The sequence below is a fragment of the Limimaricola litoreus genome, assembly GCF_024159025.1.
Lineage (GTDB): Bacteria > Pseudomonadota > Alphaproteobacteria > Rhodobacterales > Rhodobacteraceae > Limimaricola > Limimaricola litoreus.
Genome location: NZ_JAMYXC010000024.1, coordinates 42828 through 60004, shown reverse-complemented (window position 1 = coordinate 60004; position 17177 = coordinate 42828). Strand labels below are relative to the sequence as shown.

16 protein-coding genes are annotated in these 17177 nt (G+C 67.3%); 8 read left to right on the top strand and 8 right to left on the bottom strand.

Annotation, left to right across the window (positions count from 1 at the left end; genetic code table 11):
• Positions 1-103: 103 nt before the first annotated feature.
• The 4 genes from NHG85_RS01645 to NHG85_RS01630 form a co-directional block, all read right to left on the bottom strand.
• Entirely contained in the window at positions 104-1078 is a 975-nt protein-coding gene (locus NHG85_RS01645) for an oligopeptide/dipeptide ABC transporter ATP-binding protein (protein WP_253329176.1), read from the bottom strand.
• The gene (locus NHG85_RS01640) at positions 1078-2010 is read right to left on the bottom strand and encodes an ABC transporter permease subunit (RefSeq protein ID WP_253329175.1); all 933 of its coding nucleotides are present in this window, start codon (positions 2008-2010) and stop codon (positions 1078-1080) included. The genes NHG85_RS01645 and NHG85_RS01640 overlap by 1 nt, the downstream gene beginning before the upstream one ends.
• An 11-nt stretch (positions 2011-2021) precedes the next feature.
• The gene (gene oppB, locus NHG85_RS01635; RefSeq protein WP_253329174.1) at positions 2022-2945 is read right to left on the bottom strand and encodes an oligopeptide ABC transporter permease OppB; all 924 of its coding nucleotides are present in this window, start codon (positions 2943-2945) and stop codon (positions 2022-2024) included.
• A gap of 91 nt (positions 2946-3036) precedes the next feature.
• The gene (locus NHG85_RS01630) at positions 3037-4680 is read right to left on the bottom strand and encodes a peptide ABC transporter substrate-binding protein (protein ID WP_253329173.1); all 1644 of its coding nucleotides are present in this window, start codon (positions 4678-4680) and stop codon (positions 3037-3039) included.
• A gap of 462 nt (positions 4681-5142) precedes the next feature.
• Here NHG85_RS01630 and NHG85_RS01625 point away from each other — a divergent pair, with 462 nt between their 5' ends.
• From NHG85_RS01625 to NHG85_RS01600, 6 genes are all read left to right on the top strand, one after another.
• Positions 5143-6027 carry a LysR family transcriptional regulator gene (locus NHG85_RS01625; protein ID WP_253329172.1) on the top strand — a complete coding sequence of 295 codons (885 nt, stop codon included), beginning with the start codon at positions 5143-5145 and terminating at the stop codon, positions 6025-6027.
• Positions 6028-6120: 93 nt separating this feature from the next.
• A complete protein-coding gene (locus NHG85_RS01620; protein ID WP_253329171.1) occupies positions 6121-6600 on the top strand; it encodes a formate dehydrogenase subunit gamma in 480 nt (159 codons plus the stop codon).
• Positions 6597-8138: a formate dehydrogenase beta subunit gene (locus NHG85_RS01615; RefSeq protein WP_253329169.1), complete on the top strand. Its 1542-nt coding sequence runs from the start codon at positions 6597-6599 to the stop codon at positions 8136-8138. The genes NHG85_RS01620 and NHG85_RS01615 overlap by 4 nt, the downstream gene beginning before the upstream one ends.
• The gene (gene fdhF / locus NHG85_RS01610; RefSeq protein ID WP_253329167.1) at positions 8135-11086 is read left to right on the top strand and encodes a formate dehydrogenase subunit alpha; all 2952 of its coding nucleotides are present in this window, start codon (positions 8135-8137) and stop codon (positions 11084-11086) included. Before NHG85_RS01615 ends, fdhF begins: the two co-directional genes overlap by 4 nt.
• Entirely contained in the window at positions 11083-11889 is an 807-nt protein-coding gene (gene fdhD, locus NHG85_RS01605) for a formate dehydrogenase accessory sulfurtransferase FdhD (protein ID WP_253329164.1), read from the top strand. Before fdhF ends, fdhD begins: the two co-directional genes overlap by 4 nt.
• Positions 11879-12139 (top strand): formate dehydrogenase subunit delta, encoded by a 261-nt coding sequence (locus tag NHG85_RS01600; protein ID WP_253329162.1) that lies wholly within the window; start codon positions 11879-11881, stop codon positions 12137-12139. Before fdhD ends, NHG85_RS01600 begins: the two co-directional genes overlap by 11 nt.
• Before the next feature lie 138 nt (positions 12140-12277).
• Here NHG85_RS01600 and NHG85_RS01595 read toward each other — a convergent pair whose 3' ends face one another.
• Positions 12278-12511, bottom strand: a complete 234-nt coding sequence (locus NHG85_RS01595; RefSeq protein WP_253329160.1) for a DUF8831 family protein — start codon at positions 12509-12511, stop codon at positions 12278-12280.
• 153 nt (positions 12512-12664) lie between these two features.
• Between NHG85_RS01595 and NHG85_RS01590 the strand changes: the two genes are divergently transcribed.
• Complete coding sequence (locus NHG85_RS01590) at positions 12665-13441, top strand: M48 family metallopeptidase (RefSeq protein ID WP_253329158.1); 777 nt, start codon at positions 12665-12667, stop codon at positions 13439-13441.
• Positions 13442-13471: 30 nt separating this feature from the next.
• Here the strand turns inward: NHG85_RS01590 and trhA are convergent, their stop codons facing one another.
• Positions 13472-14128, bottom strand: coding sequence for a PAQR family membrane homeostasis protein TrhA (gene trhA, locus NHG85_RS01585; RefSeq protein ID WP_253329156.1), 657 nt, complete (start codon positions 14126-14128; stop codon positions 13472-13474).
• Between the two features lie 138 nt (positions 14129-14266).
• Between trhA and NHG85_RS01580 the strand changes: the two genes are divergently transcribed.
• Entirely contained in the window at positions 14267-14626 is a 360-nt protein-coding gene (locus NHG85_RS01580) for a diacylglycerol kinase (protein ID WP_253329154.1), read from the top strand.
• Between the two features lie 80 nt (positions 14627-14706).
• On the opposite strand, the gene aspS is transcribed toward NHG85_RS01580, so the two are convergent.
• Entirely contained in the window at positions 14707-16482 is a 1776-nt protein-coding gene (gene aspS / locus NHG85_RS01575) for an aspartate--tRNA ligase (RefSeq protein ID WP_253329152.1), read from the bottom strand.
• Positions 16483-16556: 74 nt separating this feature from the next.
• Positions 16557-17162 (bottom strand): aminotransferase class IV family protein, encoded by a 606-nt coding sequence (locus tag NHG85_RS01570; protein ID WP_253329150.1) that lies wholly within the window; start codon positions 17160-17162, stop codon positions 16557-16559.
• Positions 17163-17177 lie beyond the last annotated feature (15 nt).

Below are 17177 nucleotides of genomic sequence, written 5' to 3'. Positions count from 1 at the left end.
GTCGCCACGGGCGTGCCGGAGGCCGGGGGCGCGGCGGGGATCGGGTCGCCCGCCTCGTCGCGGCCCGTGGCATCGGTGAACTTGTCGTCCTTGAGATCGGTCATCACTTCACCTCCTCTACGGGGGCATGGCAGGCGCGGCGCAGCATCGGGTAGCCCTCGGCGGGCAGCAACTCGGGGCGCACCGTCGGGCAGGGCCCGTGCGCCCAGGCGCAGCGCGGCGTGAAGGGGCAGCCCGCAGGCAGACGCGACATGTCCGGCGGCTCGCCTGCGATGGTCGAGAGCGTCTCGTCGTCGCGGTCGATCCGCGGCACGGCCCGCAAAAGCCCCAGCGTATAGGGATGGGTCGGCCGTTCGAACAGCTGCTCGGTCGGGCCGGTTTCCATGATCTGACCGCCATACATGACGAGCGTGCGCTCGCAGGTGTCGGCGACGATGCCGAGGTCATGGGTGATCAGGATGATCGCGGTGCCGAAGTCCCGGCGGATCTCGGCCATCAGCTCCATGATCTGCGCCTGCACCGTCACGTCGAGCGCGGTGGTCGGCTCGTCGGCGATCAGCAGCCGCGGCTGGCACAAGAGCGCCATGGCGATCATGATCCGCTGCCGCATCCCGCCCGAGAACTCGTGCGGGAACATGGTGATGCGGTTCTTGGCATCGGGGATCTTGACCGCGTCGAGCATCTTCGTGGCCTCGGCCACCGCGTCGCGCTTGGTCATGCCCTTGTGCAGGGTCAGCACCTCGGCCATCTGGTCCGAGATCCGCATATAGGGGTTGAGCGAGGTCATCGGGTCCTGGAAGATCATGCCGATCTCCTCGGAGCGCACCCGGTTCAGCTCCTTTTGCTTGAGCTCCAGGAGGTTGCGCCCGTCGTAGCGGATCTGCCCCGTGGCGCGGCCGTTGCGCGCCAGCAGGCCCATCGCGGCGAATGCGGTCTGGCTCTTGCCCGAGCCGCTTTCGCCGACGATGGCGAGGGTCTCGCCCTCCTCCACCGAGAAGCTGACCCCGTTGACGGCGTTCACCTCGCCGTCGCCGGTGGTGAAGGTGACGCGAAGGTCTTCGATGTCCAGCAGGGCCATTAGCGGTCTTTCGGATCGAGGGCGTCACGCAGCCCGTCGCCGACGAAGAAGAAGGCGAAGAGCGTGACGACGAAGAAGAAGAGCGGGAAGGCGAGCTGCCAGATCACGCCGTACTGCATGTTGCTGGCGCCATTGGAGATCAGCGCGCCGAGCGAGGTGTTCGGCTCCTGGATACCAAGACCGAGGAAACTGATGAAGCTTTCGGTGATGATCATCTGCGGCACCAGAAGCGTCGCATAGACGATGACGAGGCCCAGGAGGTTCGGCACGATGTGGCGCAGGATGATCGTCATCGGCCGCACGCCGGTGGCATGGGCGGCCTCGACGAATTCCTTGCCCTTGATGGTCAGCGTCTGGCCGCGCGCGATGCGCGACATGTCGAGCCACGAGATCAGGCCGATGCCGATGAACAGCATCAGGATCGAGCGGCCGAAGATCACCAGCATCAGGATCAGCACGAACATGTAAGGAACCGACATCAGGATATCGACGGTGCGCATCATCGCGCCGTCGGTGCGCCCGCCCTTGTAGCCGGCGATGGCGCCATAGAGCGTGCCGACGATCACCGCCACGCCCGCGCCGACGATGCCGACGAGCAACGAGATCCGCGTGCCCTGCACGGTGCGCGCGTAAAGATCGCGGCCCGAGCTGTCGGTGCCGAAGTAGTGCCCCGTCTCGATCGAGGGGACGCCTTGCGAGGCGTTGGCGCCGATCAACGAGAAATCGACATAGTCGGGCTCGTATTGCGCGATGAAGCCGCCGAAGAAGGCGAAGATGCAGATCAGCACCAGCGCCACCAGACCGGCGGTGGCCGCGCGGTTGCGCATGAAGCGCTGGCGCGCGTCCTTCCACAAGGAGCGGCCCTTGACGTCGGCGGCGGCCTGCGCCTCGAGCAGGCGGTCGGCGGTGCCGGGATCGGGATTGAGCGACATGGGACCCCTCCTCAGTAACGGATCTTCGGATCGATCCAGGCGTAGAGCAGGTCGACCACGAGGTTGAACGTGACCGTCAGCACACCGACGAGGATGGTGATCCCCATGATGACCGAGTAGTCGCGGTTGAAGGCGGAGTTGACGAAGAACTGGCCGATGCCGCCCGTGGAGAAGAACACGTCGATGATGACCGAGCCGGTGATCATGCCGACGAAGGCGGGCCCGAGATAGGACAGCACCGGCAGCATGGTGGGCTTCATCGCGTGCTTCCAGATGATCCGGCTGGTGGGCAGGCCCTTGGCGCGGGCGGTGCGGATGAAGCCCGCGTTGAGCACTTCGAGCATCGAGGAGCGGGTGATCCGGGCGATCGAGGCCATGTAGGAGGTCGAGAGCGCGATCACCGGCAGAATGAGATATTCGATCTGCCCGCCCTGCCAGCCGCCGCCCGGCAGCCAGCCGAGCCACAGCGTGAACACCAGCACCAGGATCGGCGCCATCACGAAGTTGGGCAGCACCTGCGCGCCGATCGAGATGCCGACGGCGAGGTAGTCGAGCCAGGAGTTGTGCCGGATTGCGGCGGCGGCACCCAGCGCCACGCCGACCACGAGGGCGACGATGAAGCTCCAGAACCCGTAGGTGAGCGTCACCGGGAAGCCCTGGGCGATCACGTCGTTGACGGTCCGGTCGCGGTACTGGAACGACGGGCCGAAGTCGAAATGCACGACCACGTTCCAGATGTAGGTCGTCATCTGCTTCCAATAGGGCTGATCGAGACCGTAGCGCGCCTCGATGTTGGCCATCACCTGCGCGGGCAGCGGGCGGTCGGAATTGAAGGGGCCGCCGGGGGCGGCATACATCAGCACGAAAGAGATCACGACGAGCAACAGAATCGTCGGGATCGCGATGGCGACGCGCCTGAGAACGTAATTGAGCATGGGGGATGATACCTCGTTTCCGCAGCCGCGGAAATGGACCGCGCCCCCCGGCGCTTGGGGCCAGGGGGCGCGGCATTGTTCGGGTCAGGGGTTACTCACCGGCGACGCGGTAGAGATCCTTGGCGTACCAGTTGTCCTGCGCGTTCTCGAGCGGGTAGCCCTTGATGTTCTCGTCCATCATGAAGACCGTCGCATAGTGGTAGATCGGCAGGATCGGGAACTCCGTGGTGAGAATGGTCTCGGCCTCGGTGTAGAGCGGCAGCGGATCCTCGGCGGTGGTCGCCTCGGCCATCAGCTGGTCGTACTCCTCGCTCGAGAAGCCCGAGTCGTTGTAGGAGGACTCGGTCTGCATGATGTCGAGGAAGGAGGACGCCTCGTTGTAGTCGGCGCACCAGCCGGCCCGCGCCACTTCGTAGTTCTTGTTGTGGCGCTCCTCGAGGAAGGTCTGCCATTCCATGTTGGCCATGGTGGTGTCGACGCCGAGCGTCTGCTTCCACATCTGGCTGACCGCGGTGGCGACCTGCTTGTGGGATTCGGAGGTGTTGTAGAGGATGTCGAGCTCGAGCGGCTCGCCATCCGTGCCGTAGCCGGCCTCGCTCATCAGCTCCTTAGCGCGCTCGTTGCGCTCCTGCTGGCTCATCTGGGCGACCTCGATCGACGGCACTTCGAAGCCCGCGGTGGCCCAGTGGGTCAGCGTGTAGGCCGGCTTCTGGCCGCCGCCGAGCACGTTGTTGGTGATGACGTCGCGGTCGATGGCGAGGTAGAGCGCCTCGCGCACCTTCGGATCGGCCAGCGCCTCGGGGCCCGAGTCGGAGACGTTGAGGTTGTAGTAGTAGGAGCACAGGTTCGGCACGGAGACGGCCTGCTCGGGATACTCTTCGCTCAGGCGCGGGAACTGGCCCGCGGGCACGTCGGTCTGGTCGAACTCGCCGGCGAGGTAGCGGGTCAGCGCCTGGTTCTCGTCATTGATGACGAGCGCGGTGACTTCCTCGATGATGACGTTCTCGGCGTCCCAGTACTCGGGGTTCTTCTTGAGCGTGATGTACTCCTGCGGGACGCGGTCCTCGAGCACATAGGCGCCGTTCGAGACCATGTTGCCGGGCTGGGTCCAGGCGTCGCCATGCTCCTCGATGGTGGCCCGCGGCACCGGGAAGGTGGTGGTGTGCGTCACCATCTGCGGGAAATAGGGCAGCGGCTGCGACAGGGTGACCTCGAGGGTGTGGTCGTCCACGGCCTTCACACCGAGCTCGGTGGGCTCCTTGTCGCCGGAGATCACCTCGTCAATGTTGGCGATCTTCATCAGCCCCATGTACCACTGGTACTCGGAGGCGGTGGCGGGGTCGGCGGCGCGCTGCCACGAATAGACGAAGTCGTTCGCGGTGACCGGCTCGCCGTTCGACCACTTGGCGTCGTCACGCAGGGTGAAGGTGTAGGTCAGACCATCCTCGGAGACCTCGTAGCCCGTGGCCACGCCCGGCACCACGTCGCCCTTGTCGTCCTGGTTCATCAGGCCTTCGAAGAGGTTGCGGCCGATGTGGCTGCCTTCGACATCCTCGATCAGGTTGGGGTCGATCGAGGGGAATTCGTCGAGCACGCGGTAGGTGAAGCTCTGGTCGGCGGCGAGCTTTTCCCCGGTCTCGGGGTGCTCCGTCATCGCGTGGCTCTCGGCATGGGCCGCGCCGCTCAGCGCGAAGAGCGCAGCGGTGCCGGCAAGAAGATGGGTCTTCAAGGTCATGAGGTCATCCCTGTGTCAGTGGCGCGGTGAGGGCCGCGGCCGATGGACGTCCGCCCTTTGCGGGCGTGGTTGTGGCCCGATCCTTTTGCGAGCGGCCGTTATTTGCAAGACTTATCCGCGCATGACCACGCGACAGCGCCGCGGCAGGGCTTCCCTCGGGTCACCCGGCTTTCGCAAGCTTGTGGCGAAACGCGACCGCCCCGCGCAGCAAAGATGCCGGAAGATCGCCTTTCGGCGACACCAAGATGCATCACGCGGGCCCTGCCTCGTGCAAAATCGTGATCGGCAATTCCCCGCCAAGCCGCGCCTCCCCTCGCCAGTCCGGCCCCGAGAAGCTAGTTTCCGGCCAAGGAGACCGAGGATGCCCGACGACCCATACCGCCCCGCGAGGGGATTCACCCCGCCGTGGCAGGACCTCCCCGCCGCCCCCCCCTTCGGCATCGTTCGGTCGGGGCAGAGGCGATGATCGACCGGCTGGAGATGTTCCTCGCGCTCGCCAAGGCGCAGCATTTCGGCCGCGCGGCCGAAGCGGTCGGGGTGACGCAGCCGACGCTTTCGGCGGCGATCCGGCAGCTCGAGGATCAGCTCGGCGTCATGCTGGTGCGGCGCGGCTCGCGGTTCCAGGGGCTGACGCCCGAGGGCGAGCGGGTGCGCGACTGGGCCCGGCGGATCACCGGCGACATGCGCGCCATGAAGGAGGAGCTGCGTGCCGGGCGCGAGGGGCTGACCGGCGTGCTGCGGCTTGCGGTGATCCCCACAGCGCTCGGCGCGGTGACGCAGCTCACCACCCGCTTTGCCAAGGCGCATCCGAAGATGCGCTTTTCGCTGCGCTCGGCGACGACGACGCAGCTGCTGGCGGCACTGGAGGACCACGAGGCGGATGCCGGGATCGGCTATCTCGACAACGAGCCGCTGGGCCGTGTCGTCACCGTGCCGCTCTATTCCGAGCGCTACGTCGCGGTGCTGCGCGCCGATGCGGCGCTGGCCGCGAAGGCGCGGCTGCGCTGGGCCGACTTCGCCGAGGCGGACCTGTGCCTGCTCACCCCGGACATGCAGAACCGCCGGATCATCGCCGGGCATCTGGCGGGCGCGGGCGTCGAGGTGGCACCCAAGGTCGAGACCAACTCGACCATCGTGCTGATCAGCCATGTGCTGAGCTCGGGCTGGGTCACCATCCTGCCCGAGCGCGCGGCGGCGATCTTTCTCGAAGGCCTGCCGCTCGTGGCGCGCCCGATCACCGCGCCCGACGCCGCGCATGAGATCGGGCTGATCGCGCCGTGGCGCGAGCCGCATACGCCGCTTCTCTCCGCGCTCTTGGCGGAGGCCCGGCGCTTCGATCGCGATTGATAGAATTTCTCTATCGCGGCACGGAATTGCGATATTGATTTGCAATGCGGTTCTCGCGTTGTCTGCGCCCGAGAGCCGAGGAGGAGCCAGCCGATGCCGATACCGCCAGCCCCCGCCGATCTGGAGGGCCGCCTGGATGCGATCCTTGCCGATCATGCCGACCTTGAGGGGCCGCTGCTGCCGATCCTGCACGCGGTGCAGGCCGAATGGGGCTACGTGCCGCCGGAGGCGCTGCCGCTGATCGCAAGGGGGCTGAACATCAGCCGCGCTGAGGTGCATGGCGTGGTCAGCTTCTACCATGATTTCCGCGAGGAACCGGCGGGGCGCCACATGCTCAAGATCTGCCGCGCCGAGGCCTGCCAGGCCCGCGGCGGGCTCGGCATCGAAGCCGCCGCCAAGACGCGGCTCGGCGTCGACTGGCACGGCACCAGCAAGGATGGCGGCGTGACGCTGGAGCCGGTCTATTGCCTCGGGCTGTGCGCCACCGGCCCGGCGATGATGCTCGACGGGCGCGTCGTGGCGCGGGTGGACAAGGCCCGGCTCGACGCGCTGCTGGCGGAGGTCGAGGCATGAGCGGGCTCAGGATCTACGTCCCCCGCGACGCCGCCGCCCTTGCGGTCGATGCCGAAAAGGTGGCCGAGGCCGTTCTGGCCGAGGCGAAGATCCGCGGGATCGAGGTCGAGCTCGTGCGCAACGGCTCGCGCGGGATGCTCTGGCTTGAGCCATTGGTCGAGATCGAGAAGGACGGCACCCGCCACGCCTTCGGCCCGGTGACTCCGCATGACGTCGAGGCGCTGTTCGACGCCGATTGGGGCGATCACGCGCTGGCCCTCGGCCCGACCGAGGAGATCGACTGGTTCAAGCGCCAGACCCGCCTGACCTTTGCCCGGGTGGGCGTGATCGATCCGCTGTCGCTCGAGGCTTACGAGGCGCATGGCGGGCTCAAAGGCCTGCGCCGGGCGCTCGGGATGACCGGTGCCGCAATGATCGACGAGATGAAGGAAAGCGGTCTGCGCGGCCGCGGCGGCGCGGGCTTTCCGACGGGGATCAAGTGGGACACGGTGCGGCTCGCCGAGGCGGACCAGAAATACATCGTCGCCAATGCCGACGAGGGCGATTCGGGCACCTTCGCCGACCGGATGCTGATGGAGGGCGATCCTTTCAGCCTGATCGAGGGCATGGCCATCGCGGGCATCTGCGTCGGTGCGACGCGCGGCTACATCTACCTGCGCTCGGAATATCCCGAGGCGATCCACACCATGCGCGAGGCGATCCGCATCGCCCGCGCGCGTGGCGTGCTCGGTGCTTCGGTGCTTGGCTCGGATTTCGCCTACGACATGGAGGTGCGCGTCGGCGCGGGCGCCTATGTCTGCGGCGAGGAGACCTCGCTTCTCAACAGCCTCGAGGGCAAGCGCGGCGTGGTGCGCGCCAAGCCGCCGCTCCCGGCGATCGAGGGTTTCCTCGGCAAGCCCACGGTGGTCAACAACATCATCTCGCTTGGCACCGTGCCGGTGATCTTCGAGCGTGGCGCCGTCCATTACCGCGACTTCGGCCTTGGCCGCTCGCGCGGCACCATCCCGATCCAGATCGCGGGCAACGTGAAGTTCGGCGGGTTGTTCGAGACCGCCTTCGGCACGAGCCTCGGCGCGCTCGTGGACGAGATCGGCGGCGGCACGGCGACGGGCCGCCCGGTCAAGGCGGTGCAGGTCGGCGGGCCGCTGGGGGCCTACTTCCCGCGTTCGAAGTTCGACACGCCCTTCGGCTACGAGGAGTTCGACGGCGAAGGCGGGCTGATCGGTCATGCGGGCGTGGTGGTGTTCGACGACAGTGCCGACATGCTCGGCATGGCGCGCTTTGCCATGGAGTTCTGCGCGGTCGAGAGCTGCGGCAAATGCACGCCCTGCCGGATCGGCGCGGTGCGCGGCGTTGAGACGGTGGACCGGATCGCGCGCGGTGACGTGGACGCCATCCCGCTGCTGACCGATCTTTGTGATACGATGACGGATGGCTCGCTTTGCGCGCTGGGCGGCTTCACCCCCTACCCCGTCATGTCGGCGCTCAGGCATTTCCCGGACGATTTCCATGCCAATGCCAAGGAGGCAGCGGAATGAAGGACTTTCTCATCCCCTTCGACGGTCCCGGCGGCACCGGCCTGCACGACGACACCGACATGGGCACGCCCACCTCGACCTCAACCAGAACCGTCACGCTGAACATCGACGGCTTCGAGGTGACGGTGCCCGAGGGCACGAGCGTCATGCGCGCCTCCGCCGAGCTGGGCATCCAGGTTCCCAAGCTCTGCGCTTCGGACAACATGGAGGCCTTTGGCTCCTGCCGTCTTTGCGTGGTCGAGATCGAGGGGCGGCGCGGCACGCCCGCCTCCTGCACCACGCCCGTGGCCGAGGGCATGGTGGTCCACACCCAGACCTCCAAGATCAAGAAGCTCCGCAAGGGCGTGATGGAGCTCTACATCTCCGACCACCCGCTCGACTGCCTCACTTGCGGCGCCAATGGCGATTGCGAGCTGCAGGACATGGCAGGCGCCGTGGGCCTGCGCGACGTGCGCTACACGCCGGGCGACAACCACTACGACCCGTCCGGCACCGGCGCGCGCTCTCAGGCCGAGGCGCGGCTGCGCGATCCCGTGGGCATCAACAATCCGCAGTTCCTGCCCAAGGACGACAGCAATCCCTATTTCACCTATGACCCCTCCAAATGCATCGTCTGCTCGCGCTGCGTGCGGGCCTGCGACGAGGTGCAGGGCACCTTCGCGCTGACCATCGAAGGGCGCGGCTTCGACAGCCGGGTCTCGGCGGGCATGAAGCTCGACGATTTCATGACCTCGGACTGCGTGTCCTGTGGCGCCTGCGTGCAGGCCTGCCCGACTGCGACGCTGCAGGAGAAATCGGTGATCGAGATCGGCACGCCGGATCGCTCGGTCGTCACCACCTGCGCCTATTGCGGCGTCGGCTGCTCGTTCAAGGCCGAGATGCGCGGCGACGAGCTGGTGCGCATGACCCCCTACAAGCACGGCAAGGCCAACCGCGGGCACTCCTGCGTCAAGGGCCGCTTCGCTTACGGCTATGCCGCGCACAAGGACCGCATCCTCAACCCGATGATCCGCGATTCGATCGAGGAGCCGTGGCGCGAGGTGTCGTGGGAGGAAGCCATCGGCTTCGCCGCCACCAGGATGCGCGGCATTCAGGAGCAGTACGGCAAGAAGTCGATCGGCGTGATCACCTCCTCGCGCTGCACCAACGAGGAGACCTACCTCGTGCAGAAGATGGCCCGCGCCGTCTTTGGCAACAACAACACCGACACCTGCGCCCGCGTCTGCCATTCGCCCACCGGCTATGGATTGGGTCAGACCTACGGCACCTCCGCCGGGACGCAGGATTTCGATTCGGTCGAGGACACGGATGTCGTCGTCGTCATCGGCGCCAACCCGACCGACGGGCACCCGGTCTTCGCCTCGCGTCTCAAGAAGCGTCTGCGCGCGGGCGCAAAACTCATTGTCGTCGATCCTCGCCGGATCGACCTCGTGAAATCGCCGCATATCGAGTCGGCGCATCATCTCGCGCTGCGGCCCGGCACCAATGTCGCCGTGGTCACCGCCATGGCGCATGTGATCGTGACCGAGGGGCTCTACGACGAAGAGTTCATCCGCACGCGCTGCGACTGGGAAGAGTTCCAGGACTACGTCGAGTTCGTGGCCGAAGAGCGCCACGCGCCCGAGGCGGTCGAGATGCTCACCGGCGTTCCGGCGCAGGAGTTGCGCGAAGCCGCGCGGCTTTATGCAACAGGGGGCAATGGCGCGATCTACTACGGTCTCGGCGTGACCGAGCATTCCCAGGGCTCGACCACCGTCATCGGCATCGCCAACCTCGCCATGCTGACCGGTAACATTGGCCGTCGCGGCGTCGGCGTGAACCCGCTGCGCGGGCAGAACAACGTGCAGGGCTCCTGCGACATGGGCTCCTTCCCGCACGAGCTGCCGGGTTACCGCCACGTCTCGGGCTCGGAGGTGCGCGAGGTGTTCGAGAGCCTGTGGAACGTCAAGCTCGATCATGAGCCGGGCCTGCGCATCCCCAACATGCTCGACGCGGCGGTCGATGGCACTTTCAAAGGCCTCTACTGCCAGGGCGAGGACATCCTGCAATCCGATCCCGACACAAAGCATGTCGCGGCGGGTCTGGCGGCGATGGAGTGCGTGATCGTGCAGGACCTGTTCCTCAACGAGACCGCGAACTACGCGCATGTCTTCCTGCCCGGCTCGACCTTCCTCGAAAAAGACGGCACCTTCACCAATGCCGAGCGCCGCATCAACCGCGTGCGCCGCGTCATGGCGCCGAAGAACGGCTATGCCGACTGGGAGGTGACGCAATTGCTGGCGAACGCGATGGGCGGCGGTTGGACCTATACCCACCCGGCGCAGATCATGGCCGAGGTCGCGGCGACGACGCCGAGCTTTGCCAATGTCAGCTATGAGCTTCTGGAGGAGAAGGGTTCGGTGCAGTGGCCCTGCAACGACGCTTCGCCAGAGGGCACGCCGCTGATGCATATCGACGGCTTCGTGCGCGGTCGCGGGCGGTTCATCCGCACCGAATACGTGGCGACGGATGAGAAGACCGGCCCGCGCTTTCCGCTGCTGCTCACCACGGGCCGCATCCTGTCGCAGTACAACGTCGGCGCGCAGACGCGCCGCACGGAGAACTCCCGCTGGCACGAGGAGGACGTGCTGGAGATCCACCCGCATGATGCCGAAGTGCGCGGCGTGCGCGATGGCGACTATGTCCGTCTCGCCTCGCGTTCGGGCGACACCAGCCTGCGCGCGCTGATCACCGACCGGGTCAGCCCCGGCGTGGTCTACACCACCTTCCACCACCCGACGACGCAGGCCAACGTCATCACCACCGACTTCTCGGACTGGGCGACCAACTGCCCCGAGTACAAGGTGACGGCGGTGCAGGTCAGCCCGTCGAACGGGCCGTCGGAGTGGCAGCAGGACTACGAGGCGCAGGCCGAGCAATCGCGCCGCATCCTGCCGGCGGCGGAATGAGCGAGGGGCTGCATCCCTTTCGCCGGGTTGCGGCCCATGACACGGGCGCGGGCTCCGCGCCCGTGTCGCTGCCCGAGGAGACCCCGGTGGCGGTGGTCTACAACGGTTCGACCCAGGCGGTGATGATGGCGACGCCCGCCGACATCGAGGATTTCGCGCGCGGCTTCAGCCTCACCGAGGGCTTCGCCGAGGCGCATGAGATCGGCGAGGTCGAGATCGTCGAGCAGCCGAACGGCATCGAGGCGCGGATCTGGCTGCCCGAGAAGAAGCAGGCCGCGCTCGACGCGCGCCGCCGCGCGCAGGTCGGCCCGGTGGGCTGCGGGCTGTGCGGCATCGACAGCCTCGCGCAGGCGGCGCGCGAGGTGCGCGCCGTGCCCGCCTCGACCCTCGTGCTCGCCCCATCGGAGATCGGGCAGGCGCTCGACGCCCTGCGCGCGCTGCAACCGCTTCATGACGAGACCCGGGCGGTTCACGCGGCGGGATTCTACGTGCCGGGCCGGGGCATCGTGCTCGCCCGCGAGGATGTGGGCCGGCACAACGCGCTCGACAAGCTCGCGGGCGCCATGGCCGCGGCGGGGAGCGATCCCGCCTCTGGCGCGGTGGTGCTGACCTCGCGGCTGAGCCTCGAGATGGTGCAGAAGACGGCGATGATCGGCGCGCCGCTCATGCTTTCGGTCTCGCAACCCACCGCCCATGCCGTGCGCCTCGCCGAGGAGGCCGGGATCGCGCTGGTAACCCACAACCGCCACGGCACCCGCATCTTCACCCATCACGCCCGCATAGGGAGCGCCCATGTCCTCTAGAACCATCGACGAAAAGCTCGTCTACATGGCCAACCAGATCGCCACGTTTTTCGAAAGCCAGGCCGAGGGCACCCGCGCCGAGCGCGTGGCCGAGCACCTGCGCAGTTTTTGGGAGCCGCGCATGCGCGACCGTCTCTTCGCGATGATGGATACGGGCGAGGCAGACGACCTCAAGCCGCTGGCGCGCAAGGGCGCCGAGATCTGGCGCAAGCGCGGCCAGGCCGTCCCGGCGCATTCCGAGGAAGAGTGACGGGCCGAACAAGGCCCCTCCCCTTTCATCTTTCTTAAAATACGCATGACGCGCCGCCGCGGCCCACGCCCGACCTCGCGGCTTTAGGCGTCCCCCTTTAGACGCGTCTTGCCGTAAAGATGAAAGAGGCAGGCCCGCCTAGCCGTCCTTGGCGCGGTAGATCCCCTCGGGCAGGTGCAGCGCCGCGCCCAGCTCGCGCGCCTGATGCAGCGACAGGGTGATGCGCACCACAGCGTCGCGGCGCGGATCGTATTGCTCGACCGTCACGCAATCCTCGAAGGCGCAGACCGTGACGTCCTCCTGCAAATTGGCCCCGCCCTCGTCGACGAGGGTGACCACGGTGGCGTCGAAATCGTGCTCGATGGTGAACATGGTCTCAGCCTAGGGGGCCGCTCGCGGCTTCGCAAGCCATGGGCGGCAGGGCGATGCCGATCGCGTGACAGGCGCCGGGCCGGGGCTGGCCGCGCGCAAAAGCGGCGTCTAGGATCGGGGCAACCCACACCGACGCAGCGGATCCCCTTGCCGATGATTTCCCGCCTTTCCTGCCTTGCCCTTGTCGCCGGTCTCGGACTTTCGGCCTGCGCGCCGCCCGTCGTGGTGACGAGCACCGGGCCGCAGCGCACCACCACCGTGACGCGCCCCGGCACGCCCGCCCCGACCAACGTCACGATATCAAAAGGCCCCGGCCCCGTGGCCGACCCCGCCGCCGCGCGCGCGGCGGCGCGCAACTTCGTCGCCGTGGTCGAGCGGCTGGAGCCGGTGGCCGAGCGGGTCTGCCGCGTCAACGCCCCGCAGCTCGATTGCGATTTCCGCATCGTCGTGGACGACCGCCCCGGCCAGCCCGCCAATGCCTTTCAGACCCGCGACGCGCAGGGCCGCCCGCTGCTGGCCTTTACCGTGGCGCTGCTGGGCGAGGTGCAGAACGCCGACGAGCTGGCCTTCGTGCTCAGCCACGAGGCGGCGCATCATATCGCGGGCCATCTCGACCGCCAGAACCGCAACGCCGCGATCGGCGCCACGGTCTTCGGCCAGCTGGCCAGCGGGCTGGGCGGCGGCAACGAGAGCGTGGTGCGCACCGCCCAGCAGCTCGGCGCGGGCTTTGGCGCGCGCAGCTACTCCAAGGATTTCGAGCTGGAGGCGGATGCGCTGGGTGCCACCATCGCCAGTCGTGCGGGCTATAACGCCATCAAGGGCGCGCAGTTCTTCCTGCGCATTCCCGATCCCGGCGACCGGCTGCTCGGCACTCACCCGCCGAACGCGCAGCGCATGGAGATCGTGCGCCAGACCGTCGCGGGGCTGTAGAGCGCGGCCTGACGAAGGCTTCGGGGGGGCTCAGCCGAGCACCCCCATCGCGATCGCGGCAAAGAAGCAGGCCGAGGCGGCCAGCACGAAGCCATGCCAGATCGCGTTGGAAAAGCGCAGCTTTTCCCACATGAAGAAGATCACTCCGGCCGAGTAGAGCAGCCCGCCGATCACCACCAGCGCGGTCGAGGCGACGGGCAGGGTCAGCGCCAGCGACCAGACCAGCGCCACGCTGAGCCAGCCCAGCAGCAGGTAGAGCGTCGGGCCGAGCCTGCCGGGGCTTTTCCAGAAGAACAGCTTGGCCACCGCCCCGCCCAGCGCCACGATCCAGACGACGGCCAGCACCGCATAGGCGAAGGCCGAGCCGATCAGCACCACCAGCGGCGTATAGGTGCCCGCGATCTTGAGATAGATCGCGGCGTGGTCGATCCGGCGCAGCACCGGGCGCAGCCCGGTCCAGGGCGTCATATGGTAGAAGGCCGAAGCCGAGAAGGTCGCGATCAGCGCGCCGCCATAGATCGCGACGGCAATGATGCGCTCGGCCCGCACCTCCGCCGCCATCGCCGAGAACACGATGAGCAGCACCGCCCCCGACAGGGCGAAGATCACGCCGAGGGCATGGATCACGCCATCGGCGATGCGCTCGGAGCGGGCGTAGGCGGGGTAATCTTCGTGTTGCGGTGTCATGAAACCAATCTAGCGGTCCGGGTCGGGTCTCGGGAGGGAAGCATCGGCATAGGAACGCTCTCGATCGGCAAAGAGTTGCGACCTTGGCATTGCCATGCGCCGAGGTCATCCTGCGGCAGCTATACGCCGGGAGAGCACATGCGCGAACACTACGAACGACTGCGCATCCGCGCGCTGTGGTCCTGGCAGGGGCTCAAGCACATTTGGCGCACCGAAGGCAGCCTGCACCAGTGGATGTGGGCCAATATCGTCTCCGCCGTACTGGCCTTCGCGCTGCCGATCTCGGCGGGCGAGCGGGGGATGCTTCTGATGGGCGGGGTCATGGTGCTGGCCTTCGAATGTCTCAACACCGCGATCGAGCGCGTCGTCGACGACGTGAGCGAGGAGCGCCGCGCGCTGGCCAAGCAGGCCAAGGATTCCGGCTCCGCCGCCGTGGCCGTAGCGGGCGCCGCCGTGGGTCTGGCCTGGCTTTGCGTGCTGGGCGGGCTGGTGCTGTGAGGCGGATGAAACACCGCCCCGCATGAGAAAGGCCGCGCCCCTTCGGGGGGTGCGGCCTTCTTCGATCCGGGCGATGCCGATCAGCTTTCGGGCGGCAGCACCCGCAGGCGCAGCTCGCGCAGCTGCTCGTTCGAGGGCTCCGACGGCGCGTCCATCATCAGGTCTTCGGCGCGCTGGTTCATCGGGAAGAGGATGACCTCGCGGATATTGGCCTCGTCCGCCAGCAGCATCACCACCCGGTCAATGCCCGCGGCACAGCCGCCATGCGGCGGGGCGCCGTACTGGAACGCATTGACCATGCCGCCGAAGCGCTTGCGCACTTCGTCCTCGCCGTAACCGGCCAGCTCGAAGGCCTTGAACATGATCTCCGGCTTGTGGTTCCGGATCGCGCCCGAGATGAGCTCATAGCCGTTGCAGGCGAGGTCGTACTGGTAGCCCAGCACCTCCAAGGGATCGCCCGAGAGCGCCTCCATCCCGCCCTGCGGCATCGAGAAGGGGTTGTGGGAGAAGTCGATCCGGCCCTCGTCGTCCTTTTCGTACATCGGGAAATCGACGATCCAGGCAAAGGCGAAGCGGTCGGTCTCGGTCAGGCCGAGCTCCTCGCCGATCACCACGCGAGCCTTGCCTGCGACGCGCTCGAAGGCCTCGGGCTTGCCGCCGAGGAAGAATGCCGCGTCACCGACGCCCAAGCCCAGCTGCTGGCGGATCGCTTCGGTGCGCTCGGCCCCGATGTTCTTGGCGAGCGGACCCGCGGCCTCCATGCCGTTGCCCTGATCGCGCCAGAAGATATAGCCCATGCCCGGAAGACCTTCCTTCTGGGCGAAGGCGTTCATCCGGTCGCAGAACTTGCGGCTGCCGCCCGTCGGCGCGGGGATGGCGCGGATCTGGGTGCCCTCCTGCTCCAGAAGCTTGGCAAAGATCGCGAAGCCCGAGCCTTTGAAATGCTCGGAGACGTCCTGCATCTTGATCGGGTTGCGCAGGTCGGGCTTGTCGGTGCCATACCACAGCGCTGCGTCCTTGTAGGAGATCAGCGGCCATTCGCTGTCGACCTTGCGGCCGCCGCCGAACTCCTCGAACACGCCCTGCATCACCGGCTGGATCGTGTCGAAGACATCCTGCTGCTCGACGAAGCTCATCTCCATGTCGAGCTGATAGAAGTCCGTGGGCGAGCGGTCGGCGCGCGGATCCTCGTCGCGGAAACACGGCGCGATCTGGAAATACTTGTCGAAGCCCGAGACCATCAGGAGCTGCTTGAACTGCTGCGGCGCCTGCGGCAGCGCGTAGAACTTGCCCGGGTGCAGGCGCGAGGGCACGAGGAAGTCGCGCGCGCCCTCCGGGGAAGAGGCGGTGATGATCGGCGTCTGGTATTCGCGGAACTTCTGGTCCCACATGCGCTGGCGGATCGAGCGCACCACGTCCGAGCGCAGCGTCATGTTGGCCTGCATCGCCTCGCGGCGCAGGTCGAGATAGCGATACTTGAGCCGCGTCTCCTCGGGATATTCCTGATCGCCGAAGACCTGCAGCGGCAGCTCCTTGGAGGCGCCCAGCACCTCGACCGAGCGCACGAAGACCTCGATCTCGCCGGTGGGGAGCTTGGGGTTCACAAGCTCGGGCGCGCGGGCCTTCACCTCGCCATCGATGCGGATGCACCACTCCGAGCGCAGCTTCTCGACATCGGCGAAGGCGGCGCTGTCGGGATCGCACAGCACCTGCGTCATGCCGTAATGATCGCGCAGGTCGATGAACAGGATGCCGCCATGGTCGCGGATCCGATGCACCCAGCCCGACAGCCGGACGGTATCGCCGACATTGTCAGAGGTCAGGGCGGCGCAGGTGTGGGTGCGGTAGGCGTGCATGAAAGGATATCCCTTGTGGCGGGTGTCGCGCCGATACACCGGGTTGGGGCCTTGATGTCAAGCGAACCGAGGGGTCAGGCGGCGACGAGCCGCGCCGAGATGAGCCCGCGCAGCGAATTGCCCATGAAGAAGCGCGCCCTCTCCAGATCGCCGGGCCGCAGCACCGCCTCGCGCATCCCCTGCCCCAGAAGCTCGGCCCGAAGCACGCCGGGCAGCAGTCCGCAAGAGAGCGCGGGCGTCAGCTCTGCGGTAAAGAGATTGGTGATCGTGCCCTCGCAGAGCTCGCCGCGCGTGTTGAGGAAGAGCCATTCGTCCACGCCCCCGGGCAACGCGGCGCGGGCTTGGTCGTAAAGCGCGCGCCGCGTCGTCTTGTATCTCAGCCACGGATCATCAGCGTCGAGCAGCACGGGGTGGATCGCCACGCGCCACTCCGGCGGGTTCGCAGAAAGCGGCCCGGTGGTCAGATCGAACGCGCCCGTAGTATCGAGCGTCAGGCGGCAGCGCAGCGGCGCGGCGGGCCTGAGGTCCAGAAGCGTCTCGGCCTGGCCCCGGTCGAACGGATAGCCCAGCGCCGCCGCCGTCCCGGCCATGCGGTCGAGGTGTGCGCGCAGACGGTGTGGCCCTTCGCCGGGATGTGCCCCCAGCGTCTCTATGATCTTCGGCGGGGTCTCGGGCGGCATGGTCGATCTTTGCGT